Annotated in this window: 6 protein-coding genes; all 6 read right to left on the reverse strand. The window is 74.4% G+C overall.

Features of this window, described 5'->3' with window-relative positions:
* Positions 1–72 precede the first annotated feature (72 nt).
* The gene (locus CLT72_RS28980) at positions 73–13,059 is read right to left on the reverse strand and encodes a type I polyketide synthase (protein WP_101414455.1); all 12,987 of its coding nucleotides are present in this window, start codon (positions 13,057–13,059) and stop codon (positions 73–75) included.
* Positions 13,060–13,117: 58 nt separating this feature from the next.
* Complete coding sequence (locus CLT72_RS28985; protein WP_101414456.1) at positions 13,118–14,329, reverse strand: cytochrome P450; 1,212 nt, start codon at positions 14,327–14,329, stop codon at positions 13,118–13,120.
* A 145-nt stretch (positions 14,330–14,474) separates the two neighbouring features.
* The gene (locus CLT72_RS28990) at positions 14,475–15,254 is read right to left on the reverse strand and encodes an AfsR/SARP family transcriptional regulator (protein ID WP_101414457.1); all 780 of its coding nucleotides are present in this window, start codon (positions 15,252–15,254) and stop codon (positions 14,475–14,477) included.
* A gap of 391 nt (positions 15,255–15,645) precedes the next feature.
* Entirely contained in the window at positions 15,646–16,857 is a 1,212-nt protein-coding gene (locus tag CLT72_RS28995; RefSeq protein ID WP_101414458.1) for a cytochrome P450, read from the reverse strand.
* Between the two features lie 101 nt (positions 16,858–16,958).
* Complete coding sequence (locus CLT72_RS29000; RefSeq protein WP_486484351.1) at positions 16,959–17,954, reverse strand: Fe(II)-2OG oxygenase family protein; 996 nt, start codon at positions 17,952–17,954, stop codon at positions 16,959–16,961.
* Positions 17,955–18,005: 51 nt separating this feature from the next.
* Positions 18,006–21,008 carry a condensation domain-containing protein gene (locus tag CLT72_RS29005; RefSeq protein ID WP_101414459.1) on the reverse strand — a complete coding sequence of 1,001 codons (3,003 nt, stop codon included), beginning with the start codon at positions 21,006–21,008 and terminating at the stop codon, positions 18,006–18,008.
* Positions 21,009–21,010 lie beyond the last annotated feature (2 nt).

Genomic DNA, 21,010 nt, shown 5'->3' on the forward strand with positions numbered 1-21,010 from the left:
GACGACGGAAAGGACCGGCCCCCCACCCCGGTCGTGCGTCGGGGTGGGGGGCCGGTCGTGGCTCGCCCGGTGTCAGACGTTGTCCAGCTCACTGTCCAGGATGTCGAACAGGTCGTCCGCCGTGACCGAGGCGAGGTCCGTGGCCTCGGCGGGGCTGGACTTGTCGCGCCACCTGGTCAGCAGCCGTTGCAGGGCCGCGGCGATGTCCGTCTCCGCCGTCTGCGCCGCGTCCACCAACTCCAGCGTCGCCTCCACCTTGGCGATGCCGTCGACGAGGGCACGCAGGTTGAGCTGCGCCTGGTTGCCGCCCAGCTCCCCGATCAGGTGCTCCACGAGCGCCGCGGGCGTGGGGTGGTCGAACGTCAGCGTCGCCGGCAGGCGCAGGCCGGTGGCCTGGTTGAGCCGGTTGCGCAGCTCCACCGCCGTCAGCGAGTCGAAGCCCATCTGCTTGAACGCCTGCTCCGCCCGGACGGTCTCCACCGAGCCGTGTGCCAGCACCGAGGCGACGTTCGTGCGTACCAGGGTCAGCAGCACCTCGCGCTGTTCCGGCTCGGCGAGGCCGGCCAGCCGGCTGGACAGCGACACCCCGCTGCCGGCCGAGGAGGCGCGCCGGGGCCGGGTGAAGGAGCGCAGCGGTGGCGGTGCCGACGTGTTCGTCCGCAGGGCGGCCACGTCCAACCTGATCGGGACCAGACACGGCTCGTCCGTCCGGCAGGCGGCGTCGAACAGCGCGAGCCCCTCCTCCACGGTGTGCGCCAGCACACCGTTGCGTCCGATACGGGCGAGGTCGGCCTCGGTCAGCCCACCGGTCATCGCGCCACCGCTGCGCCACAGGCCCCAGGCCAGCGACGTGGCCGCGAGGCCGGACGCCCGACGTCGCGCGGCGAGCGCGTCCAGGAAGGCGTTCGCCGCCGCGTAGTTGGCCTGGCCGGCCGTGCCCAGCACCCCGGTCGCCGAGGAGAACAGCACGAACATCTCGACGTCGCCGGCCAGCTCGTGCAGGTTCAGCGCGGCGTCGACCTTCGCCCGCAGCACCGTGTCCACCCGCTCCGGCGTGAGCGACTCGACCGTACCGTCGTCCAGCACGCCCGCCGCGTGCACGACACCGACCAGGTCGGGCAGGGACGTCAGGAGCGCCGACAGCGCGGCCCGGTCCGCGGCGTCGCAGGCGGCCACCGTGACCCTGGCGCCCAGCGACTCCAACCCGGCCGCCAGCTCCGTGGCGCCCGGCGCCGCCGGCCCCCGGCGGGAGGTCAGCACGAGATGCCGCGCACCGTGCGCGGTGACCAGGTGGCGGGCCAGCGCGGCGCCCAGTGCTCCCGTGCCGCCGGTGACGAGCACCGTGCCCGCCGGGTCGAACAGGGGGCGGTCCGACGCGGCCGCGAAGGCCGCGAGGCGCGGCACGGTCGGCACCCCGTCGCGGACGGCGACCTGTGGCTCGCCGGTCGCGACGGCCGCGCCGACGAGAGCCGGATCGTCGGCGTCGACGAGGACGAAACGATCGGGGTGCTCGGTCTGCGCCGAGCGGACCAGGCCCCAGACCGCCGCCCCCGCCGGGTTCGTACCGTCGGTCGCACCCCGGGACACGAACACCAGCGGGGAGCGGTCGCCGGGCAGCCACTCCTGGACCGCCGCGAGCGCGTCGTGCACGGCGGCGCGTACCGCCTCGGCGTCCGTGCCGGTCCCGACCTGGAACACGTCGAAGGCGCCGGCGGGGGCCACGGGCGTGGGGACCGGCAGCCACTCCAACCGGTGCAGTCCGTCCGGGCCGGCGGTGGAGCGCAGCTGCTCGATCGTCACCGGGCGCGCGACCAACGACTCGACCGTGGCCACCGGCATCCCGGTGGCGTCGGCGAGCGCCAGGGCGTACGCGTCCTGAGCGGTGGGCGTGATCCGCACCCGCAGGGCCGTCGCCCCGGCGGTCGACACCCGCACGCCGTGCCAGCTGAACGGCAGGCGCAGCGGACCGTCGGCCCCGGTGGCCAGGGAGATCGGGTGCAGGGCCGCGTCCAGCAGCGCGGGGTGCAGTCCGAAGCGGGCCGTGGGCGCGTCGACGGGGAGCGCGACCTCCGCGAGCAGTTCGTCGCCGCGCCGCCAGGCCGCCACCAGTCCCCGGAACGCGGGCCCGTAGTCGACGCCGAGGTCGGCGATGCGGTCGTACAGCTCCTCGACCGGGACGGGGACGGCATCGGCGGGCGGCCACTCACCGGCCCAGTCGGTGTCGGGCTCCGCGGCGGCGTCGAGCAGGCCGCTCGCGTGCTGCGTCCACGGCTCGCCGTCGGGTGCGTCCTCGCGCCGGGAGTGCACCCGCAGCGGCCGGCGCCCGGCCTCGTCGGGTTCCCCGACCTCCACCTGTATCCGCACCGCGCCGTCCGGTGGCAGCACCAGCGGCGCGTGCAGGGTCAGCTCCTCGATGCGGTCGAGGTCGACGTGCTCGGCGGCCCGCCGCGCGAGTTCGACGAAGGCGGCACCCGGCAGCAGGACCGTGCCCAGGACGGCGTGGTCGGCGAGCCAGGGCTGTTCGCGCAGGGAGAGCCGGCCGGTGAGCACGCTCCGCTGGGAGTCGGCGAGGGCCAGCACCGCGCCGAGCAGCGGGTGGTCCGCCGCCCCGAGCCCGAGTCCGCCGGCGTTGGCGGGGGAGTCGTCGGGGACCAGCCAGTACCGCTGGTGCTGGAACGGGTACGTCGGCAACTCCACCTCCCGGGCGCCCGCCCGGTACGCGCCGGCGTCGGGGCCGGTCCCGGCGGTGAAGAGCCGCCCGACGGCCCTGGTGAGGGTGGCGGTTTCGGGTTGGTCGCGGTGGGTGGTGGCGATGGTGGTGGCGTTGGTGGCGGTGGTGTTGGCGGCGGTGGTGAGGACGGTGTCGGGGCCGATTTCGAGGTAGGTGTCGATGTGGTGGTTGGTGGTGAGGGTGGTGATGGCGTCGTGGAAGCGGACGGCCTGGCGGACCTGGTGGACCCAGTGGTCGGGGGTGGGTCGTAGTGGTTGGCCGTCGGTGGTGGAGATGAGGGGGATGTGGGGTTCGTGGTGGGTGATGGATTCGGCGACGGTGCGGTAGTCGTCGAGGATGGGGTCCATCAGGTGGGAGTGGAAGGCGTGGGAGACGGTGAGGCGTTTGGTGCGGTGGCCTTGGGCGGCGAGTGCGTCGGCGGCGGTGAGGGTGGCGGTTTCGTCGCCGGAGATGACGAGGTGGGTGGCGGTGTTGATGGCGGCGATGCCGACGGTGTCGGTGAGGTGGGGGGTGACCTGTTCCTCGGTGGCTTCGATGGCGATCATGGCGCCGCCGGTGGGGAGGGTTTGCATGAGGCGGGCGCGGGTGGTGACGAGGGTGGCGGCGTCGGTGAGGTCGAGGATGCCGGCGATGTGGGCGGCGGTGAGTTCGCCGATGGAGTGTCCGGCTACGGCGTGGGGGTGGATGCCCCAGGATTCGAGGAGTCGGTGCAGGGCGACTTCGAAGGCGAACAGGGCGGGTTGGGTGTAGCCGGTCTGGTGTAGTTCGTCGGTGTCGATGATTTTGCGTAGTGGTTGGTCGAGGTGGGTGTCGAGGGCGGTGCAGACCTCGTCGAAGGCGGTGGCGAAGACGGGGTACGCGGCGGCGAGTTCGGTGCCCATGCCGAGTCGTTGTGCGCCCTGCCCGGTGAACAGGAACGCCAACCTCCCGCCCCCGGGGGTGCCGGTGACCAGGTTGGCGGCCTCCCGGCCGGCGGCCAGCGCGGCGAGGCCGTCGAGGAGTTCCCGCCGGTCGGTCCCGACGACGGCGGCCCGCTGCGGGAACCGGACCCGGGCGGCCAGGGAACGGGCGACGTCGGCGTCCGGCAGTTCGGGCCGGGTCGCGAGGTGGTCGTGCAGGCGGCGGGCCTGCTCCCGCAGGGCCTGCTCCGAGCGGGCGGACAGCAGCCACGGCAGGGCCGGCGGCGGCGTGCCGGCGACGGCGACGGCCGCTTCGGCTTCGGCGGGTGGCTCCTCGATGATCACGTGCGCGTTCGTGCCGCTGACACCGAACGAGGACACCCCCGCGCGGCGCGGGTGGCCGTTGCGCTGCCACTCGGCCGGCTCGGTCAGCAGCGCGACCGAGCCCGCCGACCAGTCCACCTTCGGCGACGGCTCGTCGACGTGCAGGGTGCGCGGCAGCAGCCCGTGCCGCAGGGCGAGGACCATCTTGATGACCCCGCCGACGCCGGCGGCGGCCTGGGCGTGGCCGATGTTGGACTTGAGCGAGCCGAGCAGGAGCGGCTGTTCGCGGTCCTGGCCGTAGGTGGCGAGGATCGCCTGGGCCTCGATGGGGTCGCCCAGGGCGGTGCCGGTGCCGTGCGCCTCGATGGCGTCCACCTGGTTCGCCGACAGCCCGGCGTTGGCCAGCGCCGAGCGGATGACCCGCTGCTGCGAGGGCCCGTTCGGGGCGGTGAGGCCGTTGGAGGCGCCGTCCTGGTTGACGGCCGAGCCGCGGACGAGGGCGAGGACCCGGTGGCCGTTGCGGCGGGCGTCGGACAGCCGCTCGACCACCAGTACGCCGACCCCCTCCGCCCAGCCGGTGCCGTCGGCGGCGGCGGCGAACGACTTGCACCGGCCGTCGCGGGCGAGGCCCCGCTGCTTGGAGAACTCGACGTACAGGCTGGGCGAGGACATGACGGTCACGCCGCCGGTCAGCGCGAGGGAGCACTCGCCGGAGCGCAGCGCCTGCACGGCGAGGTGCAGCGCGACCAGCGACGACGAGCAGGCGGTGTCGACGGTGACCGCCGGTCCCTCCAGCCCGAACGTGTACGCCACCCGGCCCGAGGCGACACTGCCCGCGGTTCCGGTGCCCAGGAACCCTTCGACACCGTCGGGCACGGCGCTCGCTCCGGCGGCGTAGTCGTGCGTCATGAGGCCGGTGAACACGCCGGTGGGTGAGCCGCGCAGCGCGTCCGGGCGCAGGCCCGCGTTCTCCAGCGCCGCCGAGCAGGTCTCCAGGAACACCCGCTGCTGCGGGTCCATGGCCAGCGCCTCGCGGGGGCTGATGCCGAAGAACTCCGCGTCGAAGCCGGCCGCGTCGAGCAGGAATCCGCCCTGGTCGACGTAGCTGGTGCCGGGGGTGTCCGGGTCGGGGTCGAACAGGGTGTCCAGCTGCCAGCCACGGTCGGTCGGGAAGCCGCTGATGCCCTCCCCGCCGTCGATGAGCAGCTGCCACAGCTCGTCCGGCGAGCCGACGCCGCCGGGGTAGCGGCAGGCCATGCCGACGATCGCGATGGGTTCGTCGCTCGGCCGGGCGGCGACCGCCGCCACGACGGGCGCCCGCTCCTGCTCCCGGTCGCCCAGTTCGCCCCGCAGGTACTCGACGAGGGTCTCCGGGGTGGGGTAGTCGAACGTCAGCGTCGCGGGCAGGCGCAGCCCCGTCGCGGTGTTGAGCCGGTTGCGCAACTCGACGGCCATCAACGAGTCGAAGCCGAGCTGGCGGAACGGTTCGGCCACGGAGACGGCGTCCACGTCCGGCTGGGCGAGCACGGTCGCGACCTGCGTACGCACGATGTCGAGCAGCAGCCCGCGCTGCTCCTGTTCGCTGCGCCCGGCCAGCTCGCGGGCCAGCGCGGAGGCGCCCGGTCGGGTCGCGGCCTGCCGCCGGCGCGGCACCCGGGCCAGGCCGTGCAGCGGCGGCGCGGCGTCCGGCGCGGCGCGTACCGCGGCGACGTCGATGGTGACGGGCACCAGGTGCGCCTCGTCGGAGCGGCACGCGGCGTCGAACAGCGCGAGCCCCTCCTCGACGCTGTGCGGCAGGAGACCGCCGCGCGCGATGCGGGCCAGGTCGGTCTCGCCGAGCTGGCTGGTCATCGCGCTCTCCTCGGCCCACAGGCCCCAGGACAGCGAGGTGGCGGCCCGGCCCCCGGCGCGCCGGTGGGCGGCCAGGGCGTCGAGGAACGCGTTCGCCGCCGCGTAGTTGGCCTGCCCGGCGGTGCCGATGACGCTCGCGACGGAGGAGTAGAGCACGAACAGCTCCACGTCGCCCGCCAGCTCGTGCAGGTTGAGCGCGGCGTCGACCTTGGGCCGCAGGACGGCGTCCAGGCGTTCGGGCGTGAGCGACTCCAGGATGCCGTCGTCGAGTACGCCCGCGGTGTGGACCACCCCCACCAGCGGCCGGGAGAGCCCGGCGAGCAGCGCCGCCAGCGCCTCGCGGTCGGCGGTGTCGCAGGCGACGACGTCGGCGGTGGCGCCCAGGGCGGCCAGCTCCTCGGCCAGCGCGGCGGCGCCCGGGGCGTCCGGGCCCCGGCGGGAGGCGAGGAGCAGGTGCGCCGCGCCGTGCCGGGTGACCAGGTGGCGGGCGAGCGCGGCGCCGAGCGTACCGGTGCCACCGGTGATCAGGACCGTGCCGGCCGGGTCGAACAGCCGGCGCTCGGCGGCGGCGGAGGCGTGCCGCGCGAGCCGCGGCACGGTCAGCGCCCCGTCGCGGACGGCGAGCTGCGGCTCCCCGGCGGCGATCGCGGCGGCGAGGGCACGCTCCGACTTGTCGGTGCCGTCGGTCTCGACGAGGACGAACCGGTCCGGGTGCTCGGTCTGGGCGGAGCGGACCAGCCCCCACGCCGCCGCGCCCGCGAGGTCGCCGTCGCGGGTGACCACGGCCAGTCGCCCGGTGCCGGCCGCGGCCCGCTGAAGCGTCGCCAGTGTGTCGTGCAGGGACTGCCGTACGGCGTCGGCGGTGTCGCCCGCCTCGACCCGGAACACCTCGAGGTCGGGCGTACCGGCGCCGCTCGGGGCGGCCACGGGCACCCAGTCCGTGCGGTACAGCGCGGCGGTGGGGCCGCTCGCGCCGGCCAGGCCGTCGGTCGCGACCGGCCGGACCGCGACCGCGTCGGCGCTCAGCACCGGGTTGCCCTCGTCGTCGGTGGTGCTCACCCGCAGGGTGTTCTCGCCGGCCGGGGTCAGCCGGACCCGCAGCGTCGAGGCCCCCCGGCGGTGCACCCGCACCCCGCGCCAGGAGAAGGGCAGCCAGGCCCGGCCCGCCGGGCCCCCGCCGCCGTCGACGTGCAGCACGAGCGGGTGCATGGCGGCGTCGAGCAGCGCCGGGTGTACGCCGAAGCGCACGGCGGCCGGCTCGTCCTCGGCGCGCAGCGTGGCCCGGGCGAACAGTTCGTCGCCGTGCCGCCACACCTCCTGGACGCCCTGGAAGGCGGGGCCGTAGCAGAAGCCGCGCGCCAGCAGCCAGCCGTAGAAGTCGCCGACGTCGACGGGCTCCGCGCCGGGTGGCGGCCACTCGTGGACCACCGGGGCCGGCGCGGGTGCGTCGGCCAGCGAGCCCGAGGCGTGGCACGTCCACTCCGCGCCCGGCGTGTTCCCGGCCGGCTGGGAGTACACGCCGAACTCGCGGCGGCCCTGCTCGTCGGGTCGGCCGACCCACACCTGGATGTTGACCCGCTGCTCGTCGGTCAGCGTCAGCGGGGCCTGGAGGGTGAGTTCCTCGATCGTGGTGCTGCCGGTGTGCTCGGCGGCGTGCGCCGCCAGCTCGAGGAACGCGGTGCCGGGCAGCAGGACCGTGTCGAGGACGGCATGGTCGACCAGCCAGGGCTGCTCGCGCAGGGAGAGCCGCCCGGTGAGCACGAGCCGGTCGGTGTCGACGACGCCCAGCACCGCGCCGAGCAGCGGGTGGCGCGCCGCGGTGAGGCCGGCCGCGCCCACGTCGCTGCCGGCCGTGGGCCGCAGCCAGTACGACCTGCGCTGGAACGGGTACGTCGGCAGCGGCACCTCGCGGGCGCCGGGGAAGTAGGCGTCGGCGTCGAGGCCGGTGCCGACGGTGAAGAGGTGGCCGACGGCCCGGGCGAGGCTGTGCGTCTCGGGCTGTCCCCGGCGCATGGTGGCGATGCCGGTGGCGTCGCCGGTGGTGGTGGCGAGGACGGTGTCGGGGCCGATCTCGAGGAAGGTCTCGACGCGGCCGGTGGTGCTGAGGGCGGTGACGGCGTCGTGGAAGCGTACGGCCCGGCGGACCTGGGTGACCCAGTGCTCGGGCGTGGAGCGCAGCGGCTGCCCGTCGACCGTGGAGATCAGCCCGATGCGGGGCTCGTGGTGGGTGATGGACGCGGCGACGGCGCGGTAGGCGTCGAGCATCGGGTCCATCAGGTGCGAGTGGGCGCCCAGCGGGATCGGCAGCCGCTTGGTCTTGTGGCCCTGCGCGGCGAGCTGCTCGGCGGCGGCGAGGGTCGCGGCCTCGTCGCCGGAGATGACCAGGTCGGTGGGGGTGTTGATGGCGGCGATGCCGACCTGGTCGCTCAGGTACGGGGTGACCTGCTCCTCGGTGGCCTGCACGGCGACCATCGCGCCGCCCAGCGGCAGGGCCGCCATCAGGGTGGCGCGGGCGGCCACGAGCTTCGCGGCGTCGGCCAGTGACCAGACTCCGGCGACGTACGCGGCGGAGAGCTCGCCGAGGGAGTGCCCCGCCACGAAGTCGGGACGGATGCCCCACGACTCGACGAGCCGGTGCAACGCGACCTCGAAGGCGAACAGGGCGGGCTGCGTGTACGCGAACCGGTGCAGGTCGTCGCTGCGGATGATCTCGCGTACCGGCCGGTCCAGGTGCCGGTCCAGCTCGGCGCAGGCCTCGTCGAAGGCGGCGGCGAAGACGGGGTACGCGGCGGCGAGTTCGGTGCCCATCCCGAGGTACTGGGCGCCCGTCCCGGTGAACAGGAACGCCAGCCCGCCGGGGCGGGCGGTGCCGGTGAACACGTCGGCGGTGCCCTGACCGGCCGCGAGGGCGGCGAGGGAGTCGAGGAGGTCCTGCCGGGTGGCGCCGGTGACCGCGGCCCGATGGCCGAAGGCCACCCGGGTGGTGAGGAGGGACCGACCCACGTCGGTCATCGACAGCCCGGGCCGGTCGGCGAGGTGGTCGTGCAGCCGGCGGGCCTGCTCCCGTACCGCCTGCTCGGAGCGCGCCGACAGCAGCCACGGCACCACCGGCGGCGCCGCGGCCGGGGTGTCGGCGGCCGGGGTGTCGGCGGCGGGCGGCTCCTCGATGATCACGTGCGCGTTCGTCCCGCTCATCCCGAACGACGAGACGGCGGCCCGGCGCGGACGGTCGCCGGCGGGCCACGCGACCGGCTCGGTCAGCAGCGCCACCGCCCCGGCCGACCAGTCCACCTTGCTGCTCGGCGCCGAGACGTGCAGAGTGCGCGGCAGCAGCCCGTTGCGCAGGGCGAGGACCATCTTGATCACACCGCCGACGCCGGCGGCGGCCTGCGTGTGGCCGATGTTGGACTTGAGCGAGCCCAGCAGGAGTGGCTGTTCGCGGTCCTGCCCGTAGGTGGCGAGGACGGCCTGGGCCTCGATGGGGTCGCCCAGGGCGGTGCCGGTGCCGTGCGCCTCGACGGCGTCCACCTGGTCGGCCGTCAGGCCCGCGTTGGCGAGCGCGGCGCGGATGACCCGCTGCTGCGAGGGCCCGTTCGGGGCGGTGAGGCCGTTCGAGGCGCCGTCCTGGTTCACGGCCGACCCACGGACCACCGCCAGCACCGGGTGGCCGTTGCGCCGCGCGTCGGACAGCCGCTCCACCACCAGTACGCCGGCACCCTCGCCCCAGCCGGTGCCGTCGGCGTCGTCGGAGAACGCCTTGCACCGCCCGTCGGGGGAGAGGCCGTTCTGCCGGGAGAACTCGGTGAAGGTGTCCGTGCCGGACATCACGGTCACCCCGCCCGCCAGCGCCATCGCGCACTCGCCGGCGCGCAGCGCGCGTACGGCCAGGTGCAGGGCGACCAGTGACGCCGAGCAGGCGGTGTCGACGGTCATCGCCTGGCCCTCCAGGCCCAGGGCGTACGCGATCCGGCCGGACGCGACGCTGCCGTGGGTGCCGGTGATGAGGAAGCCGTCGACGCCGTCGTCCTCGCTGTGCCCGGCCCGGCCGTAGTCCTGCACGTGCAGGCCCGTGAAGACGGCGGTGTCGCTGCCCCGCAGCGAGGTCGGGGGGATGCCGGCGTGCTCCAGCGCCTCCCACGCGGTCTCCATCAGCACCCGCTGCTGCGGGTCCATGGCCAGCGCCTCGCGGGGACTGATGCCGAAGAACTCCGCGTCGAACTCGTCCGCGTCGTGCAGGAAGCCGCCGGCGGTCGCGCTGCACGTGCCCGGCCCGTCACCGGCGAACAGCGCGGCGAGGTCCCAGCCTCGGTTGGTGGGGAAGTCGCCGACGACGTCCGTGCCGCTCTCGACCACCCGCCACAGGTCGTCCGGGGAGGTGATGCCGCCCGGGTAGCGGCAGGCCATGCCGACGATCGCGATCGGCTCGCTCTCGTCGTACGCTGCCACGGCGCTCGGCGCGGCGGCGACCGCGCCCAGCCCCAGGGCGTCGAGCAGGTGGCTGGCGAGGATGTCCGGCGTCGGGTAGTCGAAGACCAGGCTCGCCGGCAGCGTGAGGCCGGTCTCCGCGCAGAGCCGGTTGCGCAGCTGCACGGCGGTGAGCGAGTCGTAGCCGAGCTGGCGGAACGGCGTCTCGCCCTCGATCGTCGCGGGCGCGTGCTCCCGCAGGACCTCGCCGGTCGCGGCCCGTACGACGTCGCGCAGCAGGCCGAGCCGGTCGTCCGCCGGGGTCGCCAGCAGCCGTTCGACCAGGGCGCTGCGGGTGCCGTCGGCGCCGCCCTCGGCGACCAGCACGGGGCGCGCGGCGACCACGCAGGGCTCGCCCGCGGCCAGCGCGGCGTCGAGGAGGGCGTTGCGCCGTGCCGCGGGGGGCCGGGCGAACCCCGGCGCGCTCCACGCCACGGAGACGCCGGGCAGGCCGAGCGCGTGCCGGTGCCGCACCAGCGCGTCGGCGGCGACGGTGGCGGCGACGTCGCGGCCGTCGGTGAGCAGCACGAGACCGGTCGGGGCGCTCCCGAGCGGCGCGGTGTGCAGCGCCAGCGTCTCCTCGACCGTGAGGTCCACCGCCGCGACGGTGGTGACCGGCCGGTCGCCGAGCACGGCCGCCAGCGTCTCCGGGTCGAACGGCACGCCGGGGTGCACGCAGACCTCGGCGCCGAACGCCGCCAGCTCCGCCGGGGCGCCGGCCGGCACGTCGTCCGGCCCCACCAGGACCAGTTCGCGTACGTCGTGGGCCGCCACAAGGTGACGGGCGAGCGCCGCGTCGTACGACCGGGCGACGAGCACCACCGTGCCCTGCTGCGGTGCGCCGCCGGGCAGGGCGGGGACGGCCGCGTACCGGGGCACGAGCAGTTCGCCCCCGCGTACGGCCAGCACGTCCTCGCCGCAGGCCACGGCCGCGCGCAGCTCCGCGACGCCGACCCGGTCGGCGTCGAGGAGCACGAGCCGGCCGGGACGGCGGAGCTGGTGGGCCCGGGCGAGCGCCCAGGCGGCGGCCTGTCCGGGGGCCGCCGCGTCGTCGCCGTGCAGGGCACCCCGGGTCAGTACGACGAGGCGCGAGCCCGCCGGGTGGTCCTCGTCGAGCACCCGCGCCAGCAGCTCGGACAGCGCGGTGTGGTCGGGGTAGCTGTCGACGGTGAGGTCGTCGTCGGTGAGGTCGGCGGTCAGCTCGGGCGGGCCCACGACCGACCAGGCGGGCCGACCCTCGCCCGCCCCGGTGCCGGGCTCCGGTGCCGGCTCCCAGCCCAGCGCGTGCAGCCGGTCGGGCAGCGCCGCGGCCACGTCGGTCAGGCGGGCGGGCAGCCCGGGGAGCCGGTGGCGGACGGGGCTGCCGAGGACGGTGCGCGGGATCTCCCGCACCAGGTACGTCTCGACCGGCACGGCCGCCGCGGGAAGCCCCGCGCGGCAGGCCGCCAGCAGGCCGGCGGCGTCCACGTCGGACCCGACGACGAACGCGACCGGACCGTCCGGCCCGGCGACGGCCGCCGCGTCGGATACCCCGGCCACGCCGCGCAGCACCGCGTCGATCCGGTCCAGCCGCACCCGCTCGCCGCCGACCTCGACCGCGTCGGCCAGCCGGCCGGTGACCGTGAGGTGCCCGGAGTCGTCGCGGCGGGCCAGGTCGCCCGTGCGGTACCAGCCGCCGCTCATCGCCTCGGCCGTCCGGGCGGCGAGTTCGTGGTAGCCGCCGGCCATCACGTTCGGGCCGCTGACCCAGACCTCGCCCTCCTGACCGGGGCTGAGATCGGCGCCCGAGCGGGGGTCGACCACCCGGACGCTCAGGCCCGGCAGGGGCAGGCAGCGCCGCTCCGCGTCGCCGCCCGGCCAGCTCACCGCGATCAGGCCGGACGTCTCGGTGGTCACGTAGCCGGCGAGCAGCGGCGCCGAGAACGCGGCCTCGAACTCCCGCCGCAGCGCCGGGTCCACGGGGCCGACGGCCAGACCGAGCCGCACCGCCGCCGCGTCCGGGACCGGCCCGTCCGCCAGGGCGCGGTGCGTCGCACCGGTGCCTACCAGCACGGTGGCGCCCAGCGCGGCGAGCGCGGCACGCGTCTGCTCGGGGGACAGGCCGCCGGCGAGCCGTACCGTCGCCCCCGCCGCCGCGGCGGCGACGAGCTGCCCGGGCCAGGCGTGCACGGGCAGCGTCCACAGCACCCGGTCGTCCTCGGCGCAGCCGAGCCCGGCCAGCTGCGCCGCCGCAGCCGGCCACAGCACGTTGCGGGTGGTGGCGAGCACCCCCTTGCGGGGGCCGGTCGTCCCCGCCGTGTAGGTGAGCAGCACCAGGTCGTCGAGGCCGGTGTCGTCGCGGGCCGGCGACGACGGCTCGGTCGTCGCCAGTTCCTCGAACGAGTGCGCCTCGCCGTCGTACCCGCCGTCGACGACGAGGCTCGGCACCCGCACCCGCACCCGGACCGCGTTCGCGGCGTCGGTGATCACGGTGTCGGCGCCCGAGTCGGCCACCAGCCGGGCCAGCTCGGCGTCGTCGAGCGCCGGGTCCAGCGGCACGGCGATCCCGCCGGCGCGGACGACGGCGAGCACGCCCTCCACCGCCGCGACGCCGTCCAGCAGCACGACGACCCGGTCCGCCGGCCACACGCCGAGGTCGGCGAGGTGTCCGGCGAGCCGCGCCGTCCGCGCCGCCAACTCCCCGTGGGTCACGCCACGCCGTGAGTCGGCGTACGCGATCCGGTCGCCGGACCTGGCGGCAGCGGTCCGGAGCAACTCGGGCAGGGGGCGGAGCAGATCGGTACGCGGCATCGTTCAACAACCTCTTGTCGGATAGCAGTGGGGTTGCGGACCGGGGGTGGGGATGCGCTCAGACCGTGACCGGGAGGGACACCAGGGCGGGCACCAGCGGCGAGTGCCGCACCCTCAGCGTCTCCGGGGGTACGGCCAGCTTGATGTTCGGAAAGCGGGTGAACAGCTCCCGCAGGGCGATGGTGACCTCCATCCGGGCCAGCTCGGAGCCGGAGCAGAAGTGCGGGCCGCCGCCGAACGCCACGTGCCCCTTGTCGACGCGGTCGATGTCGAGCACCTGCGGATCGGGGAACCGCTCCGGGTCGTTGCCGGCGGCGGTCAGGTGCAGCAGCACCGTGTCGCCCTTGCCGATCTTCGTACCGTCGATCTCCATGTCCTCGGTGGCGAAGCGGCGGAAGCCGTGGTGCACGGAGCCGTTGCGGCGCAGCAACTCCTCGACGGCCTCGTCGAACAGGTCCGGGTCCTTGCGCAGCCGCTCCAGCGTGTCCGGGTCGTCGAGCAGCGCCAGCGCGCCCCGGCTGATCATCCCCGAGGTGGTGTCGTAGCCGCCCAGCATCGTCAGCAGGGCCAGGGCCATCACCTGGTAGGCGTCGAGCTCCGGCTCCCCGTCGGCGTTCTTGGCGTGGATCCAGTACGAGAAGAGGTCGTCGCCGGGCTCCGCCGTCTTCTGTTGCCGGATCTCGTTCATGATCTTCGACATCGTCGAGCGGACCTGGGCGTTGGTCTCGTCGTCGCTGCCGAAGGCGAGGTCCGCCATCTCCTTGAGGTTCTTGCGGTACTCGTCGGGGATGCCGAGCACGTCGCAGACGATCGTGATCGGCAGGATGGCCGCGTAGTCGCCGACCAGGTCGCCCCCGCCCGCCGCCTCGATGGCGTCCAGCCGGGCCGCGACCAGCTCGTGCACGCGGGGGCGGAAGGTCTCCAGGTTGCGGGGCAGGAAGGTGAAGTTGATCATCTTCTTGAGCCGCGTGTGCTCCGGCGGGTCGAGGGTGACGATGGTGCCGGTCGCCGAGCCCTCCGGGAAGCGCTGGCTGGTGAAGTCGCCGTTGGAGTACTCGCGGGGACGCGCCAGGCGCTTGTCGCGCAGCGCCGAGTAGACCTCGGCGTGGCCGGTGACCAGCCACACCTGACCGTGGTCGTCGAGGCAGGTGCGGTGGACGGTGCCCTGCTCGTGCAGTGTCGCGTAGCGCTCGTACGCCGCGTACGGGTTCGCGAAGTAGTCGTCGTCCATCAGCTTCCGATGCCCGTGCACCGGGCACTTGTTCGCCATGTCGTCCTCGCTGTGATCGCTGGGAAGGAATCGCTGTCGGCATCCGGTGCGCCGGACGGGAGGGACCGCCCGCGCGCCCATGGTGCCCCCAGCCCGTCCACCCCCGGGTAACTGTCGGGACGACGGCCGTTGGTGCGTTGACGCCTCAGCTCACGAGTACGGGGATCTGGATTTTGGTGTCGTGTTCGAGGATGCGGTGTTGGAGTTCTTGGAGGCTGCGGCCGGGTTCGAGGCCGAGGCCGTCGATGAGTGCTTCGCGGGTGCGGCGGTAGACGCGGAGGGCGTCGACTTGGCGGCCGCTGCGGTAGAGGGCGAGCATGAATTGGTGGCAGAGGCGTTCGCGTAGTGGTTCGGTGGCGGTGAGGATTTCGAGTTCTGGGGTGATTTCGCGGTGTCGGCCGCAGGCGAGTTCGGCTTCGAGTCGGTCTTCGATGGCGGAGAGTCGTTCGTCTTCGATGGCGGTGATTTCTGACCAGGTGATGCCGGTTTCGACGAGGTCGGCGAGGGCGCGTCCGCGCCAGAGGGCGAGTCCTTGGTGGAGGAGGTCGGCGGCGTGGTGGGGGTTGTTGGTGGTGGTGGCGTGGCGTCCTTCGCGGACGAGTCGGCGGAAGCGGTGGAGGTCGATGGTTTCGGTGTTGAGGCGGAGTTGGTAGCCGGGTGGGTGGGTGTGGAGGGTGGCGGTGGTGGTGGGGTCGGTGTTGGTGGTGAGGGTGCGGCGGATGGCGGAGACGGCGTTTTGGATCATTTTGCGGGCGGTGGGGGGTGGGTTGCCGTCCCAGATGGCGTGGAGGAGTTGGCTGGTGGCGACGACTTTGTTGGCGTTGAGGAGGAGGTAGGCGAGGATGGCGCGTTGGCGGATTCCGCCGAGTTCGAGTGGGGTGTTGTTGTTGGTGATTTCGGTGCTGCCGAGTACGGAGAATTGCATGGTTCCTCCGGGTGGGTGGCGGCGTGTTGGTGGGTTTGGAGTTTCCCATTGGTGGTCATTGGTGGGGCACCCCTAGGGCACCCCGCAGGAGGTGGTGGGGGTTGGTGGTGGTCATTGGTGTGGAAGTGCGCTGGTGCTGGTCAGGTGTCGTGGGCCGGCGGTGGGGCATGAGGCCGTCACATTCACCTGGTGACCCGCGCACGAACAACCGGGGAACGGCGCCCCGAGAAATCGTGCCGTCGCTACCGGCGGTCAATTGACGGACGAATGCCGCCGTCGGATCCCGCTTTCTAGATGGTCCGCACGCCACGACGCCGCCGGGGCGCGGACCCGGGTGACCGGATCCACGCCCCGACGGCGACACGCCCCTCGCCGGGGCGGGTGGGAGGCCTCAGACCGTGACGGGGAGCGACAGGAGCGCGGGGATGAACGGGTAGGCGCGCAGCTTCAGCGACTCCCGGGGCGCGGCCAGCGCGATGTCGGGGAAGCGCAGGAACAGCTCCCGGAGGGCGATGGTCACCTCCATCCGGGCCAGCTCGGCCCCCGCGCAGAAGTGCGGGCCACCGCCGAAGACCAGGTGCGTCTTGTCGGCGCGGTCGATGTCGAACACCTGCGGGTCGGCGAACCGCCTCGGGTCGTTGCCGGCGGCGGCGACGTGCAGGAGCACCGTGTCGCCCTTGCCGATCCTGGTGCCGTCGATCTCCATGTCCTCGGTGGCGAAGCGGCGGAAGGCGTGGTGCACCGACGGGTTCTTGCGCAGCATCTCCTCGACGGCCGCGTCGAACAGCTCCGGTTGCCGTCGTAGCCGCTCCAGCGTCTCCGGGTCGTCCAGCAGGGCCAGGGCGCCCCGGCTGATCATGCCCGCGGTGGTGTCGTAGCCGCCCAGCATCGTCAGCGCGGCCAGGACCAGGACCTGCTCGACGTTCAGCACGGGGGTGCCGTCGGCGTCCTTCGTGTGGATCCAGTACGAGAAGAGGTCTTCGGTGGGCTCCGCCGTCTTGCGCCGCCTGATCTCGTCGAGCATCTGCAACATGTCCGCGCGGAGCCGGGCGTTGGTCTCGTCGTCGCTGCCGAAGCCGAGATCCGCCATCCTCTTGAGGTCCGTGCGGTATTCGTCGGGGATGCCGAGCACGTCGCAGACGATCGTGATCGGCAGGATGGCCCCGTAGTCCCCGACGAGGTCTCCGCCGCCCGCCGCCTCGAGCGCGTCCAGCCGCCCGGCGACGAGCTCCTGTATTCGCGGCCGGAAGGTCTCCAGGTTGCGGGGCAGGAAGGTGAAGTTGATCATTTTCTTGAGCCGCGTGTGGTCCGGCGGGTCGAGGGTGACGATGGTGCCGGTCGGGGTGCCCTCCGGGAAGCGCTGGCTGGTGAAGTCGCCGTTGGAGTACTCGCGGGGACGCGCCAGGCGCTTGTCGCGCAGCGCCGAGTAGACCTCCGCGTGGCCGGTGACCAGCCACACCCGGCCGTGGTCGTCGAGGCACGTCCGGTGGACGGTGCCCCGCTCGTGCATGACCGCGTAACGCTCGTTCGCCGCGTACGGGCTGGCGAAGTAGTCGACGTCCATCAGCTTCTCCAGCCCGTGCACGGGGCACTTGCTCACCATGTCGGCCTCACTCTGGTCGGTGGGAAGGGAATCGCTGGCGGCTTCGGGTTCAACCGGTCTTGCGCCCCGCAGCGATCCGCCCCTCGCCCAGGGCCGGTCTGTCAGTTGGTGCTGCTGAGCACGTGCCCGTCGGCGGGCCGCATCACGCGGGAGCGGCGGAAGTCGCGGTGCACGAAGATCCGTTGCAGCCAGCGGTCGCGACCGTCGTAGCGCGGGGTGAACTCGGTGCGGCCGTGCAGGGCCAGCCGGTTGTCGACGAACGCGAGGTCGCCGGGCTCCAGGACGAACGTACGGCGGACGGTGCGCAGCGCGTCGCCCAGCATCGACAGCGCCTGCGTGGCCTCGGGGTCGAGGGGGAAGGAGCTCTCGAAGTCGACCCGTACGTCCGGGTCCTCGAAGCTGCCGACGAGGATGCCGTGCGGCTCCGGCGCGCTGGGCAGGTCGCCGAACGACGCCGGCGGCTCGGTGACGAACCGGGGCTCGTGCAGCACCCGCCGGACCTGCTCGGACAGCAGGGGCAGCGCGTTGCGCACGGACGTCACCTGCAATCCGGCCACGTTGTCGTGGTCGTTGCGCAGGCAGTGCAGGCCGACGTAGTCCGGGCGGTGCTGGTGGAAGGCGTTCTCCACGTGCATGGAGAGCGGCACCGAGCCCGCGTTGCCCTGGAACTTCTCCATGCCCGGCACCGGCACGACGTCCTGCACGAGCGCGCCGCTCTTCTCCTCCTTGAAGGCGATGAGTTCGCCGAGTTGCAGCCCGAGCAGCACCTGGGCGGCGGCGGGCACCGTGGACTCCCGCTGCACCGAGCCGGCCACGGTGGGCGTCGCGGGCAACTCGTCGACGTCCACGGGCAGGTTCCGCACGAGCAGTACGGCTTCGAGCCCGGGATCCCAGGCGAAGCGCCGCACCATCTGGCGCAGTCGTACGGGCAGGTTGCTGGACAGCTCGCGGGCCGACGCGAGCCAGGCGGTCGCGTCGACCATGCGCGGCGGCCGGCCCGCCAGGTAGCGGGCGATCGTGTCGACCTCGATGTTCTCCTCTCTGGTCAGTGTGATCATGCGGTCGGTACCGCGGGTGGGCTGGACGTCGACGGTCACGCCGAGCCTCCTCTGCTGAGGTTCGAGACGGTGTGGGGGTTGAGCGATCGGTCAGTCGTCGTCCTCGTCGTCGTCCCAGAACGCGTCCTGCAGGTGCTCCGCGAGCTGCCGGGGCGTCGGGTTGGCGAACAGGTCGGCGAGCTGGACCGGCATCGACAGGTCGGTCCGCACCCGCTGCACGAGCTGGGCGCCCAGCAGCGAGTGGCCACCGCTGGCGAAGAAGTTCGAGTCCGCGTGCAGGCCCGGCCGGTCGAGCATCTCGGTCCAGATCCCGACGAGGGCGAGGGTCGTCTCGTCCGGCGGGTCGGCGTCGGCCGACGCCCGCGCGGCGGCGAGCGCCACGAGGGCCGCGCGGTCCACGGTGCCGGCCACGGTGACCGGCAGCTGGTTGAGCACGACCAGTTCGGGCGTGAGCGGCAGGGCGGCACGGGCGTGTTCGCGCAGCCTGTCGGTCACGTCGGGCTTGCGGGACTCGACGAACGCGACGACCGTGCCGTCCTGCGCGTCGCCGGCGGACCCGACGGCGGCGACCGCCTCCACGTCCGGGTGGGCGGCGAGGACCGACTCGACGTCGCAGAGGTGGATCCGCTGGCCGCCGACGCGTACCTGCGCCGACAGCGGGCCGACCACGTCCACCCGGCCGTCGGGCAGCAGGCGCGCGAGGTCCGCGGTGCGGTGGAACCGCCCGTACGTCGGGTGCTCGCCGAAGCGCGCGGCGGTCAGCTCCGGCCGGCCGTGGTAGCCGGAGGCCAGCGTGTCGCCCGCGACGCACAGCTCACCGCGTACGCCGATGCCCAGCTCGTGCCCGGTGCCGGGCTCGGTGACGAACACGCGGGTCGCCGGGTGGACGCCCGGCTCGTCCAGGTCGTCGTCGAGCGCGGCGTACCCGGCGACGCCGGGCGTGGTGTAGCCGTGGTGCGGCGTGCCGCCGGTGGCGCGTAGCTGCGCGGCCAGCGGACGGGGGAGTGGTTCGTGCGCCACCAGGACGACGCGGCCCGCGAGCCGGTCGCCCGCGTGCTCGGCCACCTGGCGCCACACCGCCGGCGTCGCCTGCACCACGTCCACCGCGTGCCCGCGCACCAGCTCGCCGAGCGCGTGGCCGTCGGCCCGGGCCGCGTCGGGCGCGACGACGACCCGGCCGCCGGTGCTCAGCGCGACCAGCAGCTCCGTCAGCGCCGCGTCCGTGGCGGCGCTGCTCAGCCAGGCGGTCACGGCCGGCCCGGCGCCGATCCGGTCGACGAGCCGCGCGACCGCGCCGGCCAGGGCCCGGTGGGTGACCGTCAGCGCGAGCGGCGCGGGCGTGTCGAGGTGGTACTCCAGGTAGGCCACCGTGTCGAGGTCAGCGCCGGTGGGCGCGTCGGCGCGGAGCGCGTCGGTGGCGCCGGGAACGGCGGGAATGGGCACCGCGCCGGGCACGGGGAGGCCCTCGGCCGCCAGCACCGGGGCGGCACCCGAGTCGGCCAGCCGGGCGGCGAGGTCGGGGATCGGCTGGGCCGGGTCGAGCAGGACGCAGCGCGCGCCCGCCAGCCACACGCCGAGCCACGCGGCGGCCAGCAGCGCGCCGCGCGGCGCGAGCACGGCGACCGTGCCGCCGCCCGAGGCCGCGACCAGGTCCCGGGTGGCGAGCGCCGCGGACCACAGCCGGCCGTACGACACGGCGTCGGCGCCGTCCTGCACCGCGACGAGGTCCGGGCTCGCGGCGACCGTCGCGTGCACCGCGTCCAGCACGGACGCGGTGGCGGCCGGCGCCGACGGCGACGCCGGCTGGGCGAGGTCGCTCGCGCCCAGGCGGGACAGCTGCGCCACCGGGCGGTCCAGCTCCTCACCCAGCCGGACGAGCAGCGCGTCGTAGCGTTGCAGCAGCAGCACGACGTCGGCCGCCTCGAAGGCGTCGACGCAGAACGCCGCGCGGACGGTCGTCGCCTCCTCGCCCGGCATGATGAAGAACTCCAGGTCGAAGCGGCTGTAGCCGTTCTCCACCATGACGTGGCGCACCGGCATCCCGGTCAGCGTGGCGGAGGTGTCGACGGTGCCGGGCACGTAGTTGAACAGGTGCCGGAAGAATGAGCTGCGCCACGACGACGGAGCGTCGCCGAGCACGGCGGGGGACACGTGCTCCAGCGGTACGTCGGCGTGGCTGATCGCCTCCAGGAAGGTGCCGCGCGTCTGCTTCACGACGGCGCGGAAGTCGGCGTCCGGGTCGAGCCGGACCCGCAGCGGCACCAGGTTCGCGTGGTAGCCGATGGCGTTCATGCTGCGCTGGTCCCGGACGTTGACCGGGGTGCCGATCACCACGTCGGAGCCCGCGCCGTGCTGGGCGAGCAGCACCGAGTACGCCGCGAGCAGCACCACCGCCTCGGAGGCGCGCAGTTCGCGCTGGAAGCGGCGCACCACGGCGCGGGCCGGCGCGGAGAGCTCGTGGTGGACGGTCTCGGCGCGCAGGGACGGCGCCCCGACGGGCGGCCGGGCGCACCACAGCCCCGCCTCGGCGGCCCGCAGCCCGTCGAGGTTCTTCCGCCAGTACGCGACGCTGCGCTCGTTCGGCGCGCGCTCCGCGAGCGCGGCCACCGGGGTGTCGTCGGGCCGGCGTCCCGCCGCCACCGTCTCGTACGCGACGAGCAGTTCGCGGAGCAGGATCGTGGTCGACATGGCGTCGAAGTTCAGGTGGTGCACGACGACGCAGCACACGTCGCCGTCGGCTCCCGCGCGGATGCCCGCCCGCACCAGGGGGCGGCCGTCGATCGCGAAGGGCTCGGCGGCGAACGCGGTCAGGTCGGCGTCCATCCCGTCGTCGCCGGCCGGGACGGCCACCACCGGCACGTCGAGCCGGTCGGCGGCGAGCACCTCCCGGGTCAGCGTCGCGTCGTCGGTGCGGAACACGGTGCGCAGCACCTCGTGGCGGGCCAGGACCGCCCGCAGCGCCGCGGTGAACAGTTCGCGGTCGATCCGGCCGGCCACCTCGAAGGCGACCGCCACGTTGTTGACCCCGGTGTCCGGCACCAGCCGCTCGAGCAGCCACATGGCTGCTTCCTTCCTGCTGGCCGCGATGCTCATGC

The sequence above is a fragment of the Micromonospora sp. CNZ309 genome (genome assembly GCF_002846525.1).

Excerpts from the sequence above, each read along its gene's own strand:
- CLT72_RS28980 (WP_101414455.1), bottom strand. The coding sequence starts at position 13,059 with ATGCCGCGTACCGATCTGCTCCGCCCCCTGCCCGAGTTGCTCCGGACC.
- CLT72_RS28985 (WP_101414456.1), bottom strand. The coding sequence starts at position 14,329 with ATGGCGAACAAGTGCCCGGTGCACGGGCATCGGAAGCTGATGGACGAC.
- CLT72_RS28990 (WP_101414457.1), bottom strand. The coding sequence starts at position 15,254 with ATGCAATTCTCCGTACTCGGCAGCACCGAAATCACCAACAACAACACC.
- CLT72_RS28995 (WP_101414458.1), bottom strand. The coding sequence starts at position 16,857 with ATGGTGAGCAAGTGCCCCGTGCACGGGCTGGAGAAGCTGATGGACGTC.
- CLT72_RS29005 (WP_101414459.1), bottom strand. The coding sequence starts at position 21,008 with ATGAGCATCGCGGCCAGCAGGAAGGAAGCAGCCATGTGGCTGCTCGAG.